Source organism: Acidicapsa dinghuensis, from assembly GCF_025685685.1.
Lineage (GTDB): Bacteria > Acidobacteriota > Terriglobia > Terriglobales > Acidobacteriaceae > Acidicapsa > Acidicapsa dinghuensis.
The window spans coordinates 56,195-76,921 of sequence record NZ_JAGSYH010000002.1; the positions used below are offsets into that span (position 1 = coordinate 56,195).

Annotated in this window: 14 protein-coding genes; 5 read left to right on the forward strand and 9 right to left on the reverse strand. The window is 56.3% G+C overall.

What is annotated here, in order from left to right:
* Window positions 1-42 precede the first annotated feature (42 nt).
* Window positions 43-1,107: a DUF5671 domain-containing protein gene (locus tag OHL22_RS03815; RefSeq protein ID WP_263333429.1), complete on the forward strand. Its 1,065-nt coding sequence runs from the start codon at window positions 43-45 to the stop codon at window positions 1,105-1,107.
* A 28-nt stretch (window positions 1,108-1,135) separates the two neighbouring features.
* Here the strand turns inward: OHL22_RS03815 and OHL22_RS03820 are convergent, their stop codons facing one another.
* The gene (locus OHL22_RS03820; protein WP_263333431.1) at window positions 1,136-2,149 is read right to left on the reverse strand and encodes a nucleoside hydrolase; all 1,014 of its coding nucleotides are present in this window, start codon (window positions 2,147-2,149) and stop codon (window positions 1,136-1,138) included.
* 163 nt (window positions 2,150-2,312) lie between these two features.
* Between OHL22_RS03820 and OHL22_RS03825 the strand changes: the two genes are divergently transcribed.
* Both OHL22_RS03825 and OHL22_RS03830 read left to right on the forward strand, forming a co-directional pair.
* On the forward strand, window positions 2,313-4,388 hold the full coding sequence (locus tag OHL22_RS03825; protein ID WP_263333434.1) for a SpoIIE family protein phosphatase: 2,076 nt from the start codon (window positions 2,313-2,315) through the stop codon (window positions 4,386-4,388).
* A 15-nt stretch (window positions 4,389-4,403) separates the two neighbouring features.
* Window positions 4,404-5,072 carry a YkgJ family cysteine cluster protein gene (locus OHL22_RS03830; RefSeq protein WP_263333436.1) on the forward strand — a complete coding sequence of 223 codons (669 nt, stop codon included), beginning with the start codon at window positions 4,404-4,406 and terminating at the stop codon, window positions 5,070-5,072.
* Here OHL22_RS03830 and OHL22_RS03835 read toward each other — a convergent pair.
* The 7 genes from OHL22_RS03835 to OHL22_RS03865 form a co-directional block, all read right to left on the reverse strand.
* On the reverse strand, window positions 5,059-7,029 hold the full coding sequence (locus OHL22_RS03835) for a DUF3857 domain-containing protein (RefSeq protein ID WP_263333438.1): 1,971 nt from the start codon (window positions 7,027-7,029) through the stop codon (window positions 5,059-5,061). The genes OHL22_RS03830 and OHL22_RS03835 overlap by 14 nt on opposite strands.
* Window positions 7,030-7,065: 36 nt before the next feature.
* Window positions 7,066-9,045: a DUF3857 and transglutaminase domain-containing protein gene (locus OHL22_RS03840; RefSeq protein ID WP_263333441.1), complete on the reverse strand. Its 1,980-nt coding sequence runs from the start codon at window positions 9,043-9,045 to the stop codon at window positions 7,066-7,068.
* 160 nt (window positions 9,046-9,205) lie between these two features.
* Window positions 9,206-9,697, reverse strand: coding sequence for a hypothetical protein (locus tag OHL22_RS03845; protein ID WP_263333443.1), 492 nt, complete (start codon window positions 9,695-9,697; stop codon window positions 9,206-9,208).
* 212 nt (window positions 9,698-9,909) lie between these two features.
* Window positions 9,910-10,620, reverse strand: coding sequence for a Crp/Fnr family transcriptional regulator (locus tag OHL22_RS03850; protein ID WP_263333444.1), 711 nt, complete (start codon window positions 10,618-10,620; stop codon window positions 9,910-9,912).
* Between the two features lies 1 nt (window position 10,621).
* Window positions 10,622-10,921 carry an STAS domain-containing protein gene (locus OHL22_RS03855; protein ID WP_263333446.1) on the reverse strand — a complete coding sequence of 100 codons (300 nt, stop codon included), beginning with the start codon at window positions 10,919-10,921 and terminating at the stop codon, window positions 10,622-10,624.
* A gap of 194 nt (window positions 10,922-11,115) precedes the next feature.
* A complete protein-coding gene (locus tag OHL22_RS03860) occupies window positions 11,116-13,452 on the reverse strand; it encodes a sigma 54-interacting transcriptional regulator (protein ID WP_263333448.1) in 2,337 nt (778 codons plus the stop codon).
* 344 nt (window positions 13,453-13,796) lie between these two features.
* Window positions 13,797-14,567, reverse strand: coding sequence for a hypothetical protein (locus tag OHL22_RS03865; protein WP_263333450.1), 771 nt, complete (start codon window positions 14,565-14,567; stop codon window positions 13,797-13,799).
* Between the two features lie 229 nt (window positions 14,568-14,796).
* Between OHL22_RS03865 and OHL22_RS03870 the strand changes: the two genes are divergently transcribed.
* Both OHL22_RS03870 and OHL22_RS03875 read left to right on the forward strand, forming a co-directional pair.
* Window positions 14,797-16,104, forward strand: a complete 1,308-nt coding sequence (locus OHL22_RS03870) for an NCS2 family permease (protein ID WP_263333453.1) — start codon at window positions 14,797-14,799, stop codon at window positions 16,102-16,104.
* A gap of 564 nt (window positions 16,105-16,668) precedes the next feature.
* Complete coding sequence (locus tag OHL22_RS03875; protein ID WP_263333454.1) at window positions 16,669-17,985, forward strand: hypothetical protein; 1,317 nt, start codon at window positions 16,669-16,671, stop codon at window positions 17,983-17,985.
* A 214-nt stretch (window positions 17,986-18,199) separates the two neighbouring features.
* Here the strand turns inward: OHL22_RS03875 and OHL22_RS03880 are convergent, their stop codons facing one another.
* Window positions 18,200-20,632 carry an ABC transporter permease gene (locus tag OHL22_RS03880; RefSeq protein WP_263333456.1) on the reverse strand — a complete coding sequence of 811 codons (2,433 nt, stop codon included), beginning with the start codon at window positions 20,630-20,632 and terminating at the stop codon, window positions 18,200-18,202.
* Between the last annotated feature and the right edge of the window lie 95 nt (window positions 20,633-20,727).

Genomic DNA, 20,727 nt, shown 5'->3' on the forward strand with positions numbered 1-20,727 from the left:
AAGAGGCTGCTGCCGGTGAAGGAGCAGCCGAGAGAAGGTCCGATGGCTGATGAGCAAACTATTCTTCGATATGTTTCGGGTGCGCTGGATGCTGGAGTTCCTTACGATGCCGTTGTGGGCATGCTTCGCGCTCGTGGCTGGCGCGATCGGGAGATCTACAAAGCGCTAGGCGTGCGTTACAGCGACGTCACCGGTATGCAGGTTCCGCTGCGCGCCAGCCCGGCAGCGGGAGCAAAGGATGCCTTCCTTTACCTGCTCGCCTTTTCTACCCTTGCCACATGGACGATCGCTTCAGGCTCGCTTGCCTTCCGGCTGATCGAGCGCTGGTTTCACGATCCACTGTTCTCAGAGCCTTACCAGCAATACCAGACATACGAGATCACCTGGTCGTTGGCTGCGATTCTGATTGCCTATCCACTCTACATGCTGATCACGCGAACGATCCTGCGCGAGGCTGCGGTTGATCCGGACAAGCTCGACTCCAGCATCCGTAAATGGCTTACCTACATGGCGCTCGTGATCGCTGCCTCTATCTTCATGGGTGACCTTATCACCGCGCTCGCATTTCTGCTTCGAGGAGAGCTGACGTCACGCTTCGTCGCCAAGTCTATTGTTGTGCTGCTGCTTTCCGGCGGAGTTTTCTATTACTACTTCGGTGGCTTGCGCAAAACAGAGCCATCGGAAATTTCCGCAAACCGCGATCGTCTGATGGCCGTCATTAGCGCAGTCGCCGTTACCATCATCGCCATACTCGGGTTCATGCAACTCGGCACACCGCGGGTGCAGCGCGAGATACGAGCTGATTCGCAACGCGTGACGCAGCTTTATTATCTGACCGGCCAGATCAGAAACTACTGGAACGTCCACGGCTCTCAACTGCCGTCATCACTCGGCGACGTACCCGGCGCGCATCAGTTCGATCCGGTTACGCACGCGCAGTATGAATACATCCCAGGTATTGGTAGTCAGTATCAGCTCTGCGCCGTCTTTACGGCGGCCAAGCAAAACCAGGAACCTTACAACAATTCAGGCGTATGGGATCATTCCGCCGGTCATGCCTGCTTCAGCCTCGATGCCAAAGGCTTCACACCCTATCCGCCACAATAATCATCATGGAAAGCTGTGGGGGCGACGGTTACTTCCCCGTCGCCTCTAACCGGCTCAAGAGCAGTGAGAGAAAGCCGCTCTCATCGGATTTGAGACAAACCTGCGCATTTGGTGATCCATCCACCTGCTTCGTGAAACCCTTGTCATCGACCGCGATCCGCATCGGTTCCATCGGGCAGAGATCGGGACGGAAGATGTACGACGCAGCCACTGGATCGAAGAGCGTCGGTGTTGGCGCATGTTCGCGGCTTGGCATGATCCATTGGTGATAAAGCAGCGTGATCTGATCGGTAAGCGCCGCACCCGTTGCGAAGAGCTTGTCGCGCTGCTCCCGTTCGAGATGGATCTGGGTTGAATCGAGCGGCATCATGTAGATCGGCACACCGGAGGCAAATAGCTTCTGCGCGCCTTTCGGGTCCTGCAGGATGTTCCACTCGGCATCGGGGCCTTTGCGCTCGCCGTTCGCGCCATCGTAGCCACGCTGGATGGATCCACCCATCATCACCACGCGCTTCAGCTTGTGAAATGTCGTAGCATCGCGATCGATCGCCGCACCCACGTTAAAGAGCGGCCCAATAGCAAGCAGCGTCACCTGCCCCGGATGCTCACGAATTGCCGCGAGCATCGCCGCGACTCCGTCAGCGTATTTCCGATCCGGGGAATGCTCGGCATACGTGCGCTGGGTCATCACGTTACTGGTTTCGGTATGGACTCCCGCGGTTACAGGAATCGACGCTACCCCGCTGGCCTTGAGGAAACGGTCCGTCAACCGCGCTCGCGTCTCCGTATCGCCGAAGGCCGTGGAGATGCCCAGCACATGGACCTCGGGGCTGCGCACCATCAGGCTCACGGCAAAGGCATCGTCGATGTCGTCGCCAATATCAGTGTCGATCCACACCAGTTCGGGACCGTGCATTTCCCCTCGCGAGAAACCGCTCTTCACGGCGCTGCTTTGCGCCAATCCGATCATCGGCAGCAGCAACGCTCCCATCCCCGTAAGCAATAGCTTCGCCCTGCCCGACCACCTCAAACCCATCGGCATCCCCTGTTTCCCTCTTACTGCACGTTAGCTACCCACATACATTCATGTCCAATTCCCGCAGAAGTGCATCGCAAAGCCAACCTCGTGCCGGTACAGTATCAGACAAGCACTTCCCTTACGCGAGAGGACATTGAGCAAGCTTCCTGGCCACCTGAATTGACACATGCCTCGGCTATCTCCAATTCGTCGTTGGCCATTCTGGACTTTCTTTGTCCTGCTCATCGTTGCCGTTTCCGCACAAATCGCAAATGCTGAAGCAACCGATCTTCCGCAAGCCACTTTCGACTACCAGAGCAACCGCGCTCCGCTCGTTTCTCTGGATGGTAAATGGCGGTTTCATCCTGGTGACGATCCCGACGGCGCGCAGGGCTGGGCAAGCTCTGGGTTTGATGACTCCTCGTGGCCACTGATCTCGAGCGATGCTCCATGGAACGACCAGGGCTATCCGAATATGAGGGGATTTGCCTGGTATCGCTTCAGTGTCGTGGTTCCGGCGACGCATCCGGCACTTGCAATCGATCTCACGCCGATACTGTCGTCGTGGCAGGTCTTTGTCGATGGCAAACCGGCAGGTTCTTTCGGCAACATGCCGGCGAATATCTTTCCGAGGGCCAACTGGCAGTACTCCATGGTGCCGCTGGCTCCAGCAGAAACAGCCGCCTCCGGCGCGCCAGCGCATCGGATTCAGGTCGCCATCCGCGTATGGCAATCATCGATATGGGCAAGCAATCTTGGCGGAGGCACTGAGTTTTCAGGAAATCTGCTCGGAGACTCCGCGCAGATTACAGAAGAACAGACGCATCACGAAGAGCACCGGCGTCTGATTTTCGCCGATCGTTTCGCTTATTCAATCGTTGCTTTCATCGTCGGCATCACCATACTCGGCTTGTATTTCTTCCGTCCGCAAGAGCGCGAATATCTCTGGTTTGCCGTGGTACTGCTCGCCAAGGGCCTTGACGCCACGCTGACGGTTCTCTTCCAAGTCTATGCAGCCCCACCGGTCCCCATCTTCGATCTTCTCGATGGCTGTCTCGTCGCCTGCGCGCAGATTGCACTGCTGCTGTTCCTGAATCGTGTCCTCAGATTGCGTCGCAAAGCGCTATTGATCGGCGTTCTGGCCCTGGCCCTTATCAGCCCGATACCCAACATCCTCTACTGGCCAGGTATCGCTTCCGCTCCGGTCGGATCGCTTTTGCAGGTGTTGTGCCTGCTCCCTTCAGCACTTTGGATGCTGGCAATCCTCGCCATTTACTCAAACCGGCGCGACATCAATGCGCGCCTGCTGGTCTTTCCTATCTTCCTGATTGAAGGGCTGTGGCTGGCGAACAGCTTTCTCATATCCATGAACCAGTTCGGCTTCCCGATTGAAGCGCGCATTGTCGAGACGCCGTTCATTGAGGCGCCATTCACAATTCATCCGTCGATCCTTGCCGAACTACTTTTTCTCTTCGCGATGCTTGCCTTTATCATCCGGCGCTTTACCATCGCGCGCAGGCGTGAGGAGCGATGGGAGGGCGCACTGGAAGCTGCCCGGCAGGTTCAGCATCTTCTGCTGCCGGAGGCCATTCCGCAGGTTGTGGGCTTCAAGATCGACTGCATCTACCGGCCTGCCGACGCCGTTGGTGGGGACTTCTTTCAGATTCTTCCGCAGGAAGACGGAGGTCTGCTTATCGTTGTCGGCGACGTTGCGGGTAAGGGCCTGCCAGCCGCGATGATGGTGTCGATGATTGTTGGTGTAATCCAGTCTGAAGTCAGCCACAGCACTGACCCTTCGGAACTGGCCTCGGAGTTGAACACCCGGCTCCTGCACCGCTCGATTGCGCAAGCCGGTTCTGGATTTACGACCTGCCTTTGCGCACATCTATCCGCGGAAGGACGCCTGACCTTGGCCAATGCCGGGCATCTTCCGCCGTATTCCAATGGCCGCGAACTCGACCTTCCCGGAGCTTTGCCGCTGGGAATGCTGGAGGGGCTCAACTACCCGCATACGTCTATTCAGTTGCAGCCAGGTGACAGGCTTACATTCCTCTCTGATGGCGTAGTTGAGGCGCAAAGCAGGTCTGGAGAGTTGCTTGGATTCGCCCGCGCGGAAGAGATCAGCACAAAACCCGCTGCCGAGATTGCTGAGATCGCTAGCGCATTTGGCCAGCTGGACGATATCACGGTTGTAACAGTCGAATTCGAGGGTCAGAAGGCCTTGCGAACAGCAGGTCCGCAGGATCATGCTGGAAGTTGTTAAGTTGCAGGTGCCGTCATGCCGTCCGGTCCAGACCGCTTTGAAATCGATATTCCACTCACAGAACTTCTGGTCAAAGATCGAGAGCTGATTGTTCGCACAGACAAAGCTCTCGCTCACGCCGTCCAGTGTGGCGGCGAACATCTTGTCTGTCGCCCCGGCTGCACGCCTTGCTGTCATGGAGCATTTGCTATCAGCCAGCTCGACGCTCTGCGCCTCAGGCTCGCGATGAGCGAGCTGGCCATGGCCGACGCAGAGCGCGCAAAAGCTGTCTCGGCACGCGCGGCTGCTTATCGCGAACAATACGGCTCTTCATTTCCTGGAGATACGGCTTCCGGCATATTAGGAACTACGCCAGAAGCAGAAGCAGCTTTTGAAGATTTTGCAAACGATGCCGCGTGCCCGGCTCTGGACCCAACCAGCGGACGTTGTGACCTTTACAACGCGCGCCCGATGACGTGCCGCACCTTCGGGCCTCCCGTTCGACACGCCTCGGACGCCGGCGAGGGCTTTGCAGTCTGCGAAATGTGCTTTACCGAGGCTTTCCCGGAAGAGATCGAAGCGGCAGAGATGAAGCCACCGTTTGCCGAGGAGCAGGAATTGCTTCGGCACTTCAAGCCCGAGTCTGGCGAAACCATCGTCGCCTGGTGTCTGAAGCTGCCCTCAGACCACCCTACTGCCGCTTGAGAACTACCGTCGATTTCTCGTCCGTCAGGATAGTGGATTCGAGTTTACGGAAGTCCTGTGCCCTTCCCGAAGGCAGTTCTACCTCTTTTACCTTGTAATCGCGCTCATAGTGCAGGGTCTTGCCTTTGCTGGTCACGGATGAGTGATAGCTGGCGAAATCCATTTCCAGATTCACCGGATCAGGCATCTCGTCGACTGCGTATCCCTCCGGCAACGCAATGTCATAGCTGTCATGCCAGTGCCCCGTAGCTTCGAGATCGATCGGAACGGTGCGGGTTTTGTTGTCGCTGGGCAGCACATCCGATCCAACTACGCGCGGACGCACCAGCAACAACGGTCCGGCCTGGCGGGCGTATTGCTGGGCTGACAGCTCATAGTGCAGCTTCACTGGCTTGTCGAGATCCTTGGGCTCGTCATATTTGAAGCCGATCAACGAGACGCCTGGAATGTCCTGCCCGAGAGATCTCTCCAGACCGTCGTGAAGCTCTTTTTGATCTTCCTGCTTCAATGTCTGGCGAACATCGCCGCCCTCATCACCCATCCGCGTCGTTTCGACCGATCCGGTCAGCAATCCATCGGCCGTGAGTTTGAACTCACCCACACGCTCGGCGCCGCTAGCGTCCGGAGTCAGAATCGGAAGCTGCATCACCTGGCTGGCATCGCCCGCCGCCAGAAGACCATAGCCACCTTGCTCATACGCTGGCAGATCGCCGGCAGGCGTCCGCTCGTTTGTTGGATCGAAGATGAGATATCGCTTGCCGTCTCTGGCCTTCACCACAGCCTGCAGGCGCGTGTCCTGTACATCGGCGGGTATTTCGATTGCGGTGATCATGTGATTGCCTAGTAAAGAAGGATCGTCGGGATCCACAACACCGCGCCGACTATCGACCGGCATGTAGTAGGCGCGAATGCCCGCGACCTGCAACATCGAGATCAACAGCGTCGTCTTATCCTTGCAGTCACCATAACGATTACGGTAAATATCGCCCGCATAGTGCGCCTGCAGGCCTCCGATGCCGCGCAGTACGATGAAGTAACGAATCTCGTTCTGAATTGACCCGGTAATACGGCTCAGCTTCGTGTAGAAATCAGGCGCTCCGGCGATCAGCGTCTGCACACGCGTCGCTATCTCTGGAGTGGGTTCGGGCCTTCCTGACTCCAACTTCGTTACCCAAGCTCCAATCGCCTTCCATTCATTGTCTTTGCCGTCGACTGCGGCATCGCCCCACTGCACGGACATTCGCATAGCCAATGCAGACCATTCCGGATGGGATGGAATATCACGCAGGTCGAGAGGATGTACGTCTCTCATCTCCCATCGCCAATGATTAGGCGATACCTCAACGGCCTTCGCACTCCCTGCTCCGTGCCACGCCTCGAAATGCGCTTTCCCTGGTGGCAGATCGATTTCCAAAGCTTCGAAGACGACAGGAATTCCCTGCTGTACCTGCCAATCCTTTTCCTGAATGTAAGGCTGCATGACCTCTTCCGACTCACAGATGACGACTGCGCCTACGTCGATAGCAGGTGGATGAGCAACCTTCACCTTGTAGGTGGACAGCATGATCGGTATATCGGTATCGCCCACATCGACGAAGTCGGTGTCCTGCGCCTGATACTGTTTTTCATCAGCTCCGATCGTCCATGCGCGAAAGTAGTTAATCTTTTCGTCTTCATCGTGTCCCACTGCGCATGTATTCCCGCGTCCCTGCGGCTTCAGTATGCGGATCGCCTCACGTTCGCGCTCAACAGTTCTGCCCTGAGCATCGATGGTTTCCACATATTCGTCATAAAGGATGACCGCGTTCGCATCATGAGCATAATCCGGAGTCTTGGTCTTGTAGGCATCGAGCCCCCACTGCGGCACAGGCGCCTTCTTGCCGAAGATGCCTGCAAAACTCATCTCCGGCAACAACACAACGGCGGATAACGCGATCCACCAGCAGCTTGCTTTCATCTTCTTACTCCCCGGTCTCACCACGCATCGCACAGATCAGTTTTTGGCTGATGCAACCGCTGCCTGCTCCAGGACAAGTTGTTGCTGATCCGCCGCGGCCACCTTCTGGTAGAAATCCCGAAGCGCCGGATAATCTTTTGCGGCCAGCATCGAGAAACCACGGATGAACGTTCGGGTCAGAACGACAGTCGATTTATCCACCTTTGACTTGGTGCCCAGTGCGGCATAGCTCGCCCACGGAATCTTCGCGTCCGGCGGTGCGCTCTCCACGGTAAAACCGTCCGGCAGATGATACGTAACGTCATCGACCACCGCCTCGGAGTACTGCATATCTACTGGCATTTCGCGCTTTTCTTCTGCCACAAAAGGAAGTTTGGCGTGTGAGTCGAAGAACTCACCGGGCAGAAATACCCGCTTGCCCGTCGTAGTGCCGAGACTGCCTGAGATCTTGGCTATGCCCATCAACTGCGAGTGATAGTCTTCAAGCGCGAGAAAGTGATCGAAGTCTCCCTGCACGCCATCCGGCAAAATGCCCTTCAGGTATTCATTGAACTGCTTTTTAACTTCATCTTCGTCATTGCGGATCGCCCTGTGCCGCCATTGCAACGCCGCTGGGCCGGCCATGGAAATACGCACCGTTCCGGCCACGCTTCCGTCCTTGGCGATGGTTATATCCGCTATCCGGCTCGTGACAGCTTGTTTATAGGGAATGCCGGCGGTATTGCTGAATTCGACACCTTTATCCGACTGTCGCATCGCCGCTGTCATTGCGTGCCGCCAGTCTAGCTCCCCGAAAGGAGAGAATTTTGCGCCTGGATCCAGCGCGATTTCCTTACCGTCGATCGTCGCCAGCACCAGGACATCATCAAACTGTCCCATCGACATGAAATAGGAATTGAAGACCACACGATTGCGGTTGCTAACCACAGCTGCATAAGACTTGATACCCGCAATCCGCAGCATCGCAAGGTAGAGCAATGCAATCTCATCGCTCGAGCCGCTCTTGTGCGTCCACACATCGTCCGCATCCTTTGCCGGCTTGATGTGTTCACTCTTCATTTCAGCTTTCGACTTCTCGCGAGTGAAGTCGGTGTTATCAAGCGCCATCACCGCGTCGTACAGCTTGCGAGCTTTCACTTCCTCGCTGTCAGTCGGCGCTATCAGCTGGCTCACAGCCTGCTTGAGCCCCTTGCTCTCATCCGCAAAGGCATTCATCTCTTTGGACCACTTGCTGCCTGTGTGCTGCCAGTACTCATCTTTATTGAAGTAGGCCGAGTAATAAAAAATCACCTGAGCTTTTAGCGTATTCATCGGTGGCATGTAATCCTCATTGGGGATTGCAGGCATGTCGGCTACTTCGAGCGTATATTTCCGAGAGAGCTTATCCAAATTAACTTGCTCATTCGGGGGAAGCATCGAACTATAGAGCAACTTTCCCAAAGCATTCCCGTTTCCATCGGTAACGCTTTCGATATCCCGGCTCGGCTTGAAAGAATAGTGAGATTTACGAACAAAATATGGCCCCTGCACGTCCCAGTCAGGAGGCACATCCCACTGATCGTCGTATCGAAGCTGCCAGCGATATTCGAGGATGCTTCCTACCCCAACATTTGGCAGCGTAAAAACCATCTTGTTGACCTGAAAATCTTTCGACTTCTCCTCGACCAGATCGCTTGGCTTTACATCGAGCGGATAGATCGTTCCATCTGGATGAATCGTTCGCGCTTTGATATCAGTGATCGTATAGTTGCGCCGTGAGTAAGGAATATTGACCGTCGCGAGTTCCTTGCCTTTCTCTGTCAGCACCTTAATGCGTGCGTAATACGATTCGAAATGCAGAGTGTCATCATCAACTTCCTCCCGGTACAGATAAATAGCCGAGGCCCCCGGAGCTTTCGGCTCGGAGGTCATCTGGAGTTCTTCCTGCGTGGGGGCCTGAAACTGAGCGAGAACCGGCAAAGAGTGCGCGAAAGCCGCAAACACCACTGCTACCGCCAAACCAAGGCGAATCTTCATCACTGCTCCTGAGATTGCTGCAAATAACTTACCCTGCGAAAACGCAGAAATGCAACCGCCAGCAGGGGCATTGAAACAACTCCAGAAAGATGCTTAATGATTATCGGTAACTAAAGATTCGCACTATTTACTACTTTCTATATATGGAGCCATTTCCAAATCAGGCAGCAGCTTTGAAATTCTCCGATTTCTCACCCCGTCGCTCCGCCCTTGCCAAAAGCGACAGGAGCAGGGCGCCGGGCCACGAAACAAAGCTCACCAACAGCTTCGGAATCCGGCGAAAATCCTCGATGACCGACGCTTCTGCCTCTCCAGTCAGAAATGTTCCCTGCCGCATCACATGCCTGTGAAAAAGCGCCGAAATCACAGTGAACGCCACCGCGCCAGTGAATGCCCGTGCCGGAGCAGGAGCACCTGCGATCCGATGTACCAGCCAATCCAGTGCCTGCGAAAGGCCAGGTACCAGCAGCACGATACATACGTCTCCCAACCAACGCCGGCGTATGCTGAGTGCTCGTTGTTGCAGTCCCGCGTAAATACCTGCCGTCAGCGTTACGTAGAGCATCTCTATGCCGATAACAGCCAGCCGCTCTCTGTTTCCGCCTCGCACCATTGCAACGCCGTAGACCAATGACCGGACCACCGCGCTCATGAGCGCACACTTCCAGTTCCACGCACACTTCCAGCGAGACGGCACAAACCTTCGCCGCCCTTTGTGCAGATTAACGGAACACATACCCGTATCTTGCCCTGTTTCGTTCAGGAAAGAATGAACGCGGCATTACATTGAGGGAGGATTTGTGCTGCAGAGGGTACTTCCGTGATTCCCGAAGAACCAGCCTCCATATGGAGGCTGGTTCTTCGTCAGGAGCGGGCGTAGCTTGCCAATGCGCTGAGATTGGGAATGGTCAGCGTCGAGCCGTTCATTGCCACCAGGCCGCGCATCTTAAAGGTTGTCAGTGTCCGGGTAACTGTTTCACGCGACGCACCGATGAATTCGCCTATCTCTTCATGCCGCAGTGAGAAGCGAAAACGCGTTCCATGCTCCGTTGTCTGCCCGCGCTCGCTCCACTCCAGCAACAGACGGGCCAGCTTCTCTGGCGCGGTTGAGGCCAGACCGACCGTTCGCAACTGCTGGCATGCCATGTTGAATTGCGCGCTCATTTCTTCGGTAACGATCTGGTAGGCTTCCGGGTTCCGCATCAGAAAGCCAAGAAACTCGCGCCGTCCAATCGGAGCAATGCGTGCCGAATGGAGAGCTTCGGCCGTCATCTCATACGGATTGCCCGACAATGTCGATGTCAAGCCGAGCACCTCGCCGGCGTGCGCGATCCGCAGAGCCAGCCGTTTGCCATCGCTCGAATTGATCGACAGCTTTACTTCGCCATCAAGGATTAAATACACGCCGCTGGGAGCTTGCTGCTCACTGAACAAAACCTTCCCCGAAGGGTATTGCATCGGAATTTGCAGCGATGCGAAATCCTTTTGCGCCGCAGGTGAAAGCTTTTGGAAGAATTCTCTTCCGCTGCGAAAGTCTCTTGTCAGCATGTTCTCTGTGGCCTCGAATGAACGCATGTCAACGCCCCTCATCTGCTTTTATCGTGCTATCGGAGATTTCCTGGGCCAGATACTGAGTCCACGGTGAGTTGGTCTGCAATTCTGCATGACTGGAGGAATAAATCTCTCGCAACACCGCCAGACCGCCAGCATCGGCAAATGTTGTGTCCTTCAGGTCAATGATCAGTTTGTGCAGCTGGAGTCCGGGGTTGATCTCGGTCCAGACGCGGCTCAGCTCAGCCACCCAAGGTCCGGCAATCCGGCCTTCGAGTTTCAAGAGCACCGTCTCTGGTTTTCGGTCAATCGTGATTCTCAGCAAGTCTTGGCTCGTCCAGCGCCATGCCTATTCCCAATGCAAGACGCATGCCAAACCGCTCAGCCTACGGATGGTCGATCTATATACCATTGAAAATAATGAATTTAATCAAATTATCGTCGTCCTTTGGCTTGCAAGGTGACGAAAGCGCTGACGAAGTGACGAAGACGAAATTGCGTCGCCACGACTATATTTCGTCACTTCTCGAATTCGTCACGCTCAATTCCCAGCTTCTTGAGCTTCGAATTGAGCGTCGTACGCTTCAGACCGAGGCGCGCTGCTGCTCCGTTCGGGCCGCCGATCTGCCCCTTAGCCTCGCGCAACACCCGCAAAATGTGCTCCCGCTCAGCCTCGCGCAGCGTCGGATTTTCAACCTCGTCTGCTTCTTCCAGTTCAGCTGAATCCGGATTCTTCAGCTCAGCCAGCGGAACATAGAGCGCCGGGCCTCGCGTTAGAATCACCGCGCGTTCGAGAAAGTTCTCCAGTTCCCGGATGTTCCCTGGCCAGGACCACCGAACCAGGGCATCCATCGTTTCTTCGGGAATCGTCTCGATCGACTTGCCCATGCGACGGCTGTGGTTCGAGACGAAGTGCCGCACCAGACTTGGAATATCTCCGGTACGCTCGCGCAGCGGAGGAGCGAACACTGGAAATACCCTGAGCCTGTAGTAGAGATCGCTTCTGAATTGTTTATCGGCAACCATGCGCGCCAGATCGCGATTTGTCGCCGCAATCAGCCGCACGTTCACTGGAATCGGCTTGCTCCCGCCGACGCGCTCAATCTCCCGCTCCTGCAGGGCGCGCAGCAGTTTAGGCTGCAGATCTAAAGGCAGTTCGCCGACCTCATCCAGAAAGAGCGTCCCTTCATGCGCAAGCTCCAGGCGTCCGATCTTCCGGTTGATTGCCCCTGTAAACGCACCTTTTTCGTGGCCGAAAAGTTCGCTTTCAATCAGACCCGCGGGAATCGCGGCGCAGTTGATTTTGACAAATGTGCGCTCCCGACGCGGACTCAATCGATGAATCGCGCGCGCCAGGAGTTCTTTACCTGTTCCCGTCTCGCCCTGAATCAGTACTGTGGCGTCTGTCGGCGCCACCTTTTCTATCTCTCCCAGCACCCGCCGCAAACCGGCACTCTCGCCCACAATATCCTCGAACTGCCGTTCGCGATTGATCTCCTCTTCCAGGTACTGCTTTTCCTGCTTGAGCCGATCGCGCATTTCGCTGATACGGCGGAGCGCGATCGCATTATTGACCGCCAGCGCAACCTGCCGGGCGATGTGCAGCAGCACCTGCGCGTCTTCTTCCTTGAAGCGGCCCGCGGTTCGGCTCGACACCATCAGTGTGCCGATGACATCTCCGCGATTGGACAACGGTACCCAGCAACCAGATTGCAATTCCATTTTAAGAAGCGGTTCTATGCTCTCCGGAATGAATCCTGCCTCGAGTAAGCGCTCAACCACAAGCGGTTCCCGAGTCCGGAACGCGAGACCGGACGGGGATCCGTCAACCGGCAGTTTTACCTCTCCATAGATGTCGCGGTCGCCCTGCGCCAGAAAGTGAGCTATGAGGCAATCGTTTGCAGAGTCGTACATGGTAATGGCGGCACAATCATGCGGAATCATTTCGCCGACTGTTGCGGAAATGGCTGCCAGTAGCTTGCCGAAATCCATAGTCGCAAGCAGCGCCTGGCTGAGCTGTAACATCATCTCTTCTTCAGCCCGCTTCCGGTCTGTATAGTCCCGTACGACCTTCGCGAAGCCTGTCACTCGGCCTGCTGAATCCCGAATTGCGGTCAAAACGGATTCGGCCCAGAAACGTGTTCCGTCCTTGCGCACCCGCCAGGACTGATCTTCCGCTCGCCCACGTTGCGCAGCAATTCTAAGCAGCTCGGCCGGCCTGCCGCGTTCTCGCTCCTCATCCGTAAAAAAAATCGAGAAGTGCTTGCCTATGATCTGCTCCGACTCGTAGCCCTTGATGCGCTCAGCACCCCGGCTCCAGGTAACGACGGCGCCTTCCGCATCCAGCAGATAGATCGCATAATCGTGCACACTCTCGAGGATGGAACGCAATTGCTGATCCTGTACTCGTAGTGCCTCCTGCGCGTTGCGTTGGTCCGTCGCATCGCGAACAAAGCTGAGCACAACGAATTCTGTAGCCGTTTTTAGCGGCTTGAGCATGATGTCTACTGGAAACTCTGTGCCATCCTTGCGGAGTCCAAAGAGATTCCGTTCAGCACCCATCTGACGCGTTCGAGGGTGCTCCATAAATTTCTGCCGGTGTTGTGGATGCTGGCCGCGGAACCGCTCCGGGACAAGCATCTCCACCGGCCTGCCAGTTAACTCATTGAGCGGATAACCGAAGATCTCGACCGCTTTTTCATTCGCTGTTCGAATCAGCCCGTCAGAGCCAGTCAGCACAATAGCGTCCGGCGAGAGCTTGAATAATGTGGCAAATAAAAACCGAGTCGTGAGCGGAGACACGTCGCCCAGCTCAGGTATCTGCTCAGGAATTGGGGAAGAAGTTCCTGATTTCATCGGCTCAGTGTGCGGTGTGGGTCACAAAAGTGTGTTTAAGAAGGCTTTGCGAATCCAGACTTTGAACATAACTCTCTCTCCTATTGTGCGTCTACTCTGATCGCGCATTACAGAGTCGTGCTTGCAATGAGTCATGAGATCAATGCGGCCAAGCCCTTTTCTCTCTTCTCAATACACAGCACGAAACTCCTTCACGGAAAGAATGCAAACACCTTGCAGGAACGACAGAGCGATGCACAAAACACGAATCACAAAACATCTATGACGCGTAAGTGTCCGCCGCCATTGTCATGATTCGAACAGAACGTCCTTCGCATTGAGCAATTCAGTCATCCCGCAGGTACCTATTGGATATCAGAGACCTGACCGTTCATAAAGATCACTTTCAAGTTCAGGCTCTTGTAGACATACACCAACTTTGGTCCCACATTGATCTTTGTATCCGGCTGGCCCATGGCAGCCTCAACCTGGGCCGGTGAGTCTCCCTTCTTGATCTGCGACGGAGCTTGTTGCGGCTGGGGTGGCGGCGCGGCGGCTACGGGCTGGGCCGGTTGTTCAGCGGCAGCCGGTTGCTGTGCCGCCCCTTCATCGGGACCAAGAACCTGGTCTATCACATCCGAGACTTGTCCTGGGGCCGCGTTATCGAGAAATCCGGGAGCGAAACTGAATACTACGGAACTCTTCAGGGATGACACCTGCTGAACTCCGTTGCAGGCGTCGCACTCCATCACATCGATGGTGATGGTGCTCCTTTTCGTATTCACATCGAGTTTGGTGAGGAAGACCCGCTCGCCTACGTCGAGGAAGCGGCCATTTGGATCGCCTGCGGTGCAGAAACGTCCGGGAGGCTTGATATCGCCGCCTTTAAACTGGGCCTGACATTTGCCGAAGCTTGTTGGATTTACGCCGAAAAGTCCGCCCTTCTTCAAGTCAAATACCGGTCCAGCATCGATCACTTGTGTGCCATTGGGACCGAACGCTGTTTTCGTAAGTTTGTATTTGGTGATGAGCAGATTGCGCAACGACGGTGGCGGCTCATTCGCATCCTGGGCGATGGCTGTAATGCAGAAGGCAAGGAAGGCTGTGGAGACAGCAACTCTGAGCATGTTCCTCATGGATAGCTCCTTGACTGGGTATGAAGGTGTGGTTGGGGGCGAGCTGATGCTACCCCATTCCGGACAGGCAAACAAGCGCCTCTGATAAATACTGCGTAGATGTTCCTCCATTCTGCTCAACTCCAGTGAGGAATTTTCGAGAAAAGTCTTCGTTGCTTTGCAAGCGCATGTGGCGCGGGCAGGAAAGTGCTTTGGGAATTGGCGTTCCTGTGATTTGCTGTGTTTATTCATGACGAAATCTTTGGAACGCTATTTTGAATTCCATAGGCTGGGGACGAACTGGCGGACGGAGTTGCTGGCGGGGGTGACTACGTTTTTGACCATGGCGTATATCGTCCTGGTCAATCCGGCCATACTCTCTCTGACCGGAATGCCGCTATCGGCAGTGACGGCGGCGACGTGTCTTTCGGCGGCGCTGGGGTCGATTCTGATGGGAGTGGTGGCGCGGTATCCCATCGCTCTGGCGCCGGGCATGGGATTGAATGCCTACTTTACCTACACGGTCTGCCTGACGTTGCATGTATCGTGGCAGACGGCGCTGGGTGCGGTGTTCCTGTCGGGGGTGCTGTTTCTGCTGCTGACGGCGGTCGGCATCCGGCAGTTGATTCTGCGGTCGATTCCGCATGAGTTATATGCGGCGGTGGCTTGCGGGATCGGGTTGTTTATCGCGTTTATCGGGCTGACGAAGGCTGGGCTCGTTGTGAAGAGCGATGCGACGCTGGTGCAGATGGGCAATATCAAGGACCCGGCGACGGCGCTGGCGCTGCTGGGTCTGATCCTGATGGTGGCACTCGAGATCTGGAAAGTGAAGGGCTCGATCCTGATTGGCGTGCTCACCGTGACGGCGGTTTCGTGGGCGATGGGGTTGACGCACTGGACGAAGACTTCAGGCGGGGTCGAGGATCTGACGAAGACCTTCCTGAAGCTGGACATTCCAGGAGCGTTCCATATCGGATTGGCTGAGATCGTGTTTGTGTTTTTCTTTGTCGATCTCTTTGACAATCTGGGCACGCTCGTGGCGGTGACGAAACGAGCCGGCTTGATTGAGTCGGACCACTCGATTCCGCGGTTAAACCGGATCTTGTTTGCGGATGCCGTGGCTACGGTTGCCGGATCGTTGACTGGAACCTCAACGGTGACCAGTTACGTGGAGTCGACGGCGGGTGTGGCGGCGGGTGGGCGCAGCGGCATCACGGCGATTGTGACGGGGGTGCTGTTTCTGGTTGCGATGGTGGCTGCGCCGTTTGTTGGCGTAGTGCCGGGTGCGGCGACCGCTCCTGCGCTGATTCTTGTCGGATCGATGATGCTGACGACTGTGACCGAGATTCGCTGGACGGAGCCGCTGGTGGCGGTGCCGGCGTTTCTGACGGTGATCCTGATTCCGCTGACGTACTCGATTGCCAATGGGTTGGGATTTGGGATTATCGCGTGGGCGGTGCTGCATCTGGCCGCGGGGAAGCTGAGCCGCAAGGATTGGTTGCTGTATCTGTTGGCGGCTCTGTTCCTGGTGCGATTTTTGTATCTATCGGCGAGCTGACTTACTATCCTCCTGCTGAAAATAAACGAGTTGCAAAGTGGGAAGGGGAGGGGGTGTTACGCGGGTAGCGGTAGGCACCGGTAAGTCTTCTAACGGCTCAAGGTTTTTCAAGGCGGCAAGGCAGATTTCAGCCAGGCCTGTTGGATTTCGGGTCACTGACTTGGTTGGTTTGTCTGCGTTGAATGGGCTTTGATTTGGCATTGCTGTCTCCCGCGTGGCTGAAGTTTTTCTGCCTACGATTCCAGTTTGCCGAAATAGAGCATAATTTCACGCAAAGTTGGGAGACGGCATCTTTGTCGTGTATCAGCAACCCTTTAGCTCGATGGCGTCTGTAAATAGATGTATCGATCGCCCTGAAGTACGATAACCTTGCGCAGCAGTTTTGATGTTCTTCCTTTAGTTTTCCCGTGCGAACGGCCGGCAGCCGAAGGCGCGATGGAACAATCTTTTCGTTTTTTGCACGCTACCTGGACTGAGAAGAAATGGCCGAGACCCAAGTGTCGGTCAAGGCGTAAGCGTGGAATTCATTGTGAGCAGAAATCATCTCTGTTGGAGGGCGTGTCCATGAAAAACATCCTTCGTATTGGTCTTGCTCTGTCCTTGATGCCCGCAGCACTTTCGGTTGCGCATGCCCAAACCGCGGCGACAAAGGATGCAGTGTATTACCCGGCCTCCTCCGCGCTGCAAACGGAGGCCGACGAATACACGAGCTACGAATTGCTTGCTCCTGAGACGGCAAGTTTCAAGATCCACTACGAAGTGACCGCGACGACCGCTGGGGCGAGGTTCTTCTATAACCCGATACGCAAAGGCAGCGTGGCCAGCGACGAAAGCGTATATGACGCGATGAGCGGCGAGCCTCTGCGCTTTGAAGTGGTGAGCGGCGCCGAAGCACGTAAAGACGCGCTGATGGCGGACGCCGATCTCGATACCGAATACATCAAGGTGGCCCTGGCGCGACCCGTACCGGAGCATGGTCAGGGGCGGATGATTATCGTCAAGACCTACAAGGATGCCAAAAGCTATTTCGTAGACGGCAAAACGATCGTGTTCAAGCGGCCGTTGGGAATCCAGCGCGATAAGGTGATATTACCGTCCGGATATGAAGTGGTGAAGCTGACTGTGCCATCGCAAATTCTCGCCGAAAAAGACGGTCGCATTGCGATTAGCTTTCTTCATGCAGGGGAAGGCGAGGCTCCTCTTGAAGTGCGCGCGATTAAGGATGCGCAGACCGGCACGAATGCACTTCCAGCGGAATTGACCAAAGAGAGAAGCTGGGAGTCGCCCTTCACCGGAGAGACGGAGCAGCAGCGGTTGTCAGAGCGGGCCAGGCAGGATCGCGACATTGTGTACTTCCTCCAGCAGCCGGAGACGCATTCCTTCAGCCTCTATCACGACTACACCGAAGCCCGTGTTGGCATAAACGGATATGCCAACGTTGTGCGCACGGGCAGCGTCGCCAGTCACCCTTCGGCATACATTCTCGATACTGGAGAGCAATTAAAAGCCGAAGAGATGAGCGGCTCGGAGATGATCGCGTCCAAGATCAACACCGGCGAAACGGTTGAAGCCAAGGATCGGGTCGTCGTTATTCCCTTTACACCAATCCAGGCTGGGCGATCGTTACGGCTGCGCATTGTCGAAACTTACACCGCTCCTGCAAGCTACGGGCAGAAGGGTGATGAACTGGTTTTCGACCGCAGCCTGGGCCGGCCACGGAACGCAGTGGTGCTGCCGTCAGGCTGGTATTGCACAGCCAGTGCCGCCCCAGCGACGGTGAGCCAGTTGCCCGATGGAAGAATACGGCTGGATTATTGGGATAACCGTCCCGAAGCTGTGGATGTGTTGCTTAAGGCAAAGCGGCGAGTAGGAGCGGAGTAAGATACCGGGCACGAGGAGATACATTGTTTCTGCACCTCCGATCGCCCTTATAAAACCGGCGCTTGAGCACAAGGGCGTTTGTCGTTACTAATCCGAATACATTTGACTCAGGGTAAATGAGCGGCTCGCGCTGATTGCATTCATCGGCGGTAGCTTTGGAAGGCTCGACCTTCCCCATAGCTACTGCTTAACTTCGGCGAGAAGTCGCTTTCGTTTACGACGCGCGTATTGCAGCAACGGGATCGACCCGCGTCGCCCGTCGCGCCGGAAAGTAGCATGCGAGAAGCGACATCGCCGCAAGCAATACCACTACCACGCTGACCGTCAGAGGATCGTTGGCTCCCACTCCGTAGAGAAACGCGGCAATGAAGTGCGCGAGGCTGAAGGAGAGCGCCAATCCTAAGCTGAGTCCGATCGCTGTGAGCGAAAGCCCTTGCCACAACACAAGCCTCTGCACGTCGCCGGGTGAAGCGCCGAGTGCGACACGGATGCCGATCTCGTGCGTGCGAAGTGCTGTGCGATACGCCATGACACCATAGATGCCGGTCGTCGCGAGGACCAGCGCGATCGCCGCCAGGATGCCCGCAAACGTGCTCTGCATGACCGCAAAGATCGTCGCCATCTGCGTGGTCTCGCGCATCGGGCGCACGTCGAAGACCGGCAACCGCGGATCAATGTCGTGAATTGCACGCTCCACCGCCGGTGCTATGTCATTCGGATTGCCTTGTGTCTTCACCTGCACAACGGTCTCGTATCCCCACTGGAAGTAGCTCATGTAGACCATCGGTGCGGGCCGTTCGTTCATAAACTGGTGCTTCGTGTTCTGCACCATGCCAATGACCGCAGCAACGCTGTTCCCTATATGGAGCTTCTTCCCAACCGGGTCCTGCCCTGGCCAAAACCGCTTCGCGGCTGTCTGGTCCACGATCGCTACCAACGGTGCCTTTCGGTCGTCATACGGTGCGAAGTCGCGACCCTCGAGAATCGGCATGCCCAGCGTCTCGAAGTATCGAGACGCAACCTCGGCATGAAACACCTCGAGCGATTCATGCGGGTGTGGCGTATAGCCTACCGGATAGGCGTCGTCGGTCTTGCGGTTGAGGTTCAGCGGTACCCAATCGGTGAGCGACGCAACCGTCACGGTCGGCAATGCCGCTACCCGGTCAAGAATCTTGTGGCAGATCGCATCCACCTCTTCGTTGGAGTAGCCGGCTGTTGCGAGCCCCACAGACGCCGTCAAAACATGGTCCTGCTTGAACCCTGGATCACCCGCGGAGAGGTTGCGCAGTGTCTCAAGAAACAGCCCTGAAATCACCAGCAGCGCCAGAGAAAGTGCGATCTGCGCCACCACCAGGCCGCTGAGCAGCCGCCGGTTGTGCGTGCCGCCTGAGATGCTGGCCGATCCATCCTTGAGCACCTCTGCCGCAGGGACCTGCGACGACCGCAACGCTGGAAGCACGCCGGACAGCACGCTGGCCAGCGCCGCCAACGCCACGATCCCCATCACTACGTTCTGATCTACGGCTCCGTTGAGCGCAATGGGGAGAGAGTTTGCGGGAAAGAATCGAGCGAATGTCTTCGCCGTCAACGACGTCAGGAGCAGAGCCACCGCTCCCGCGCCGGCTGAGAGAATCACGCCCTCCAGCACCATCTGCCGCACAAGCTGCAGGCGCTGCGCCCCCAGCGACTGGCGAATGGCAAGTTCGCGCCGCCGCGTCACGAACCGCACCAAGGTAAGCGTAGCCACATTGGCGCAAGTAAGCAGTAACACCACACCGGCGATGGCCAGCAGAATGGGCAGCGTGGCAGCCATATAAACGTTTGCACCGAAGGGCGATCGCCACATGGGGTCCAGCGTGATGGTGTTGGTTCCCAGGTGATCGTTCGGATAGGCCGCCACGATCCGCCGCATGATCGTTTCGAGGTCTTGCGTCGCATGCTCGCGGCTCACTCCAGGCCGCAGCCTCCCCAACACAATCAGAAAGGCGGTGTTGCGATGCGTGAGCCTATATTCGTTCGTCCCAAGCGGGTTCAGCGTCAGCCATGCATCGTCCCGAAGCCCCGGCGCCGCCCCGATAAACCCCTCCGGCGCTACGCCGATCACCGTCACAGGAACCCGGGCAATCTCGATTACCTTGCCCACAATATGCGGGTCTCCCGCAAAGCGGGTCTTCCATAGCGAATATCCGAGTACGACGTACGGGACAGCATCTGGCCGCGTTTCCTCCTCGGGCAGAAAGAACCGCCCCAGCAGAGGCTTCACTCCCAGCACGTCGAAGAAGTTCGCTGACACATTCCCGATATAGATGCGCTCCGGCGTAGCTCCCGCATCTGTCAGCGTGATCCAGTCGGAGTGATAGGCAAGAAGCCCCGTCAGGCTGTGATTCTGTTCTCTCAGGTCGCGATAGTCGAGATACGAGAGGGGCGGCGTCGGCGAGGTATTCCACACGCCACGCATCACGCTCACCAGTTCCTCGGTATGCCTCGCTCCAGGAATCGGATGCAGCATGGTTCCATTGATCCAGCTGAAGACCGTGCTGTTGGCGCAGATGGCGATCGCCAGCATTACCGTCGCCGCAATCGTGAATCCGAGATTCCTACGCAGTTGCCTGACGGCAAAGCGCGTATCCTGAAGCAATCCTGCCATAGCTGTCTCCCAGGGACACTGTTCTTAGGGCAACGAGAGCACTGAGTGGTATGCCAGCATGTAATGTACCAAAGCGCGTCAAAGCCTAAGATATC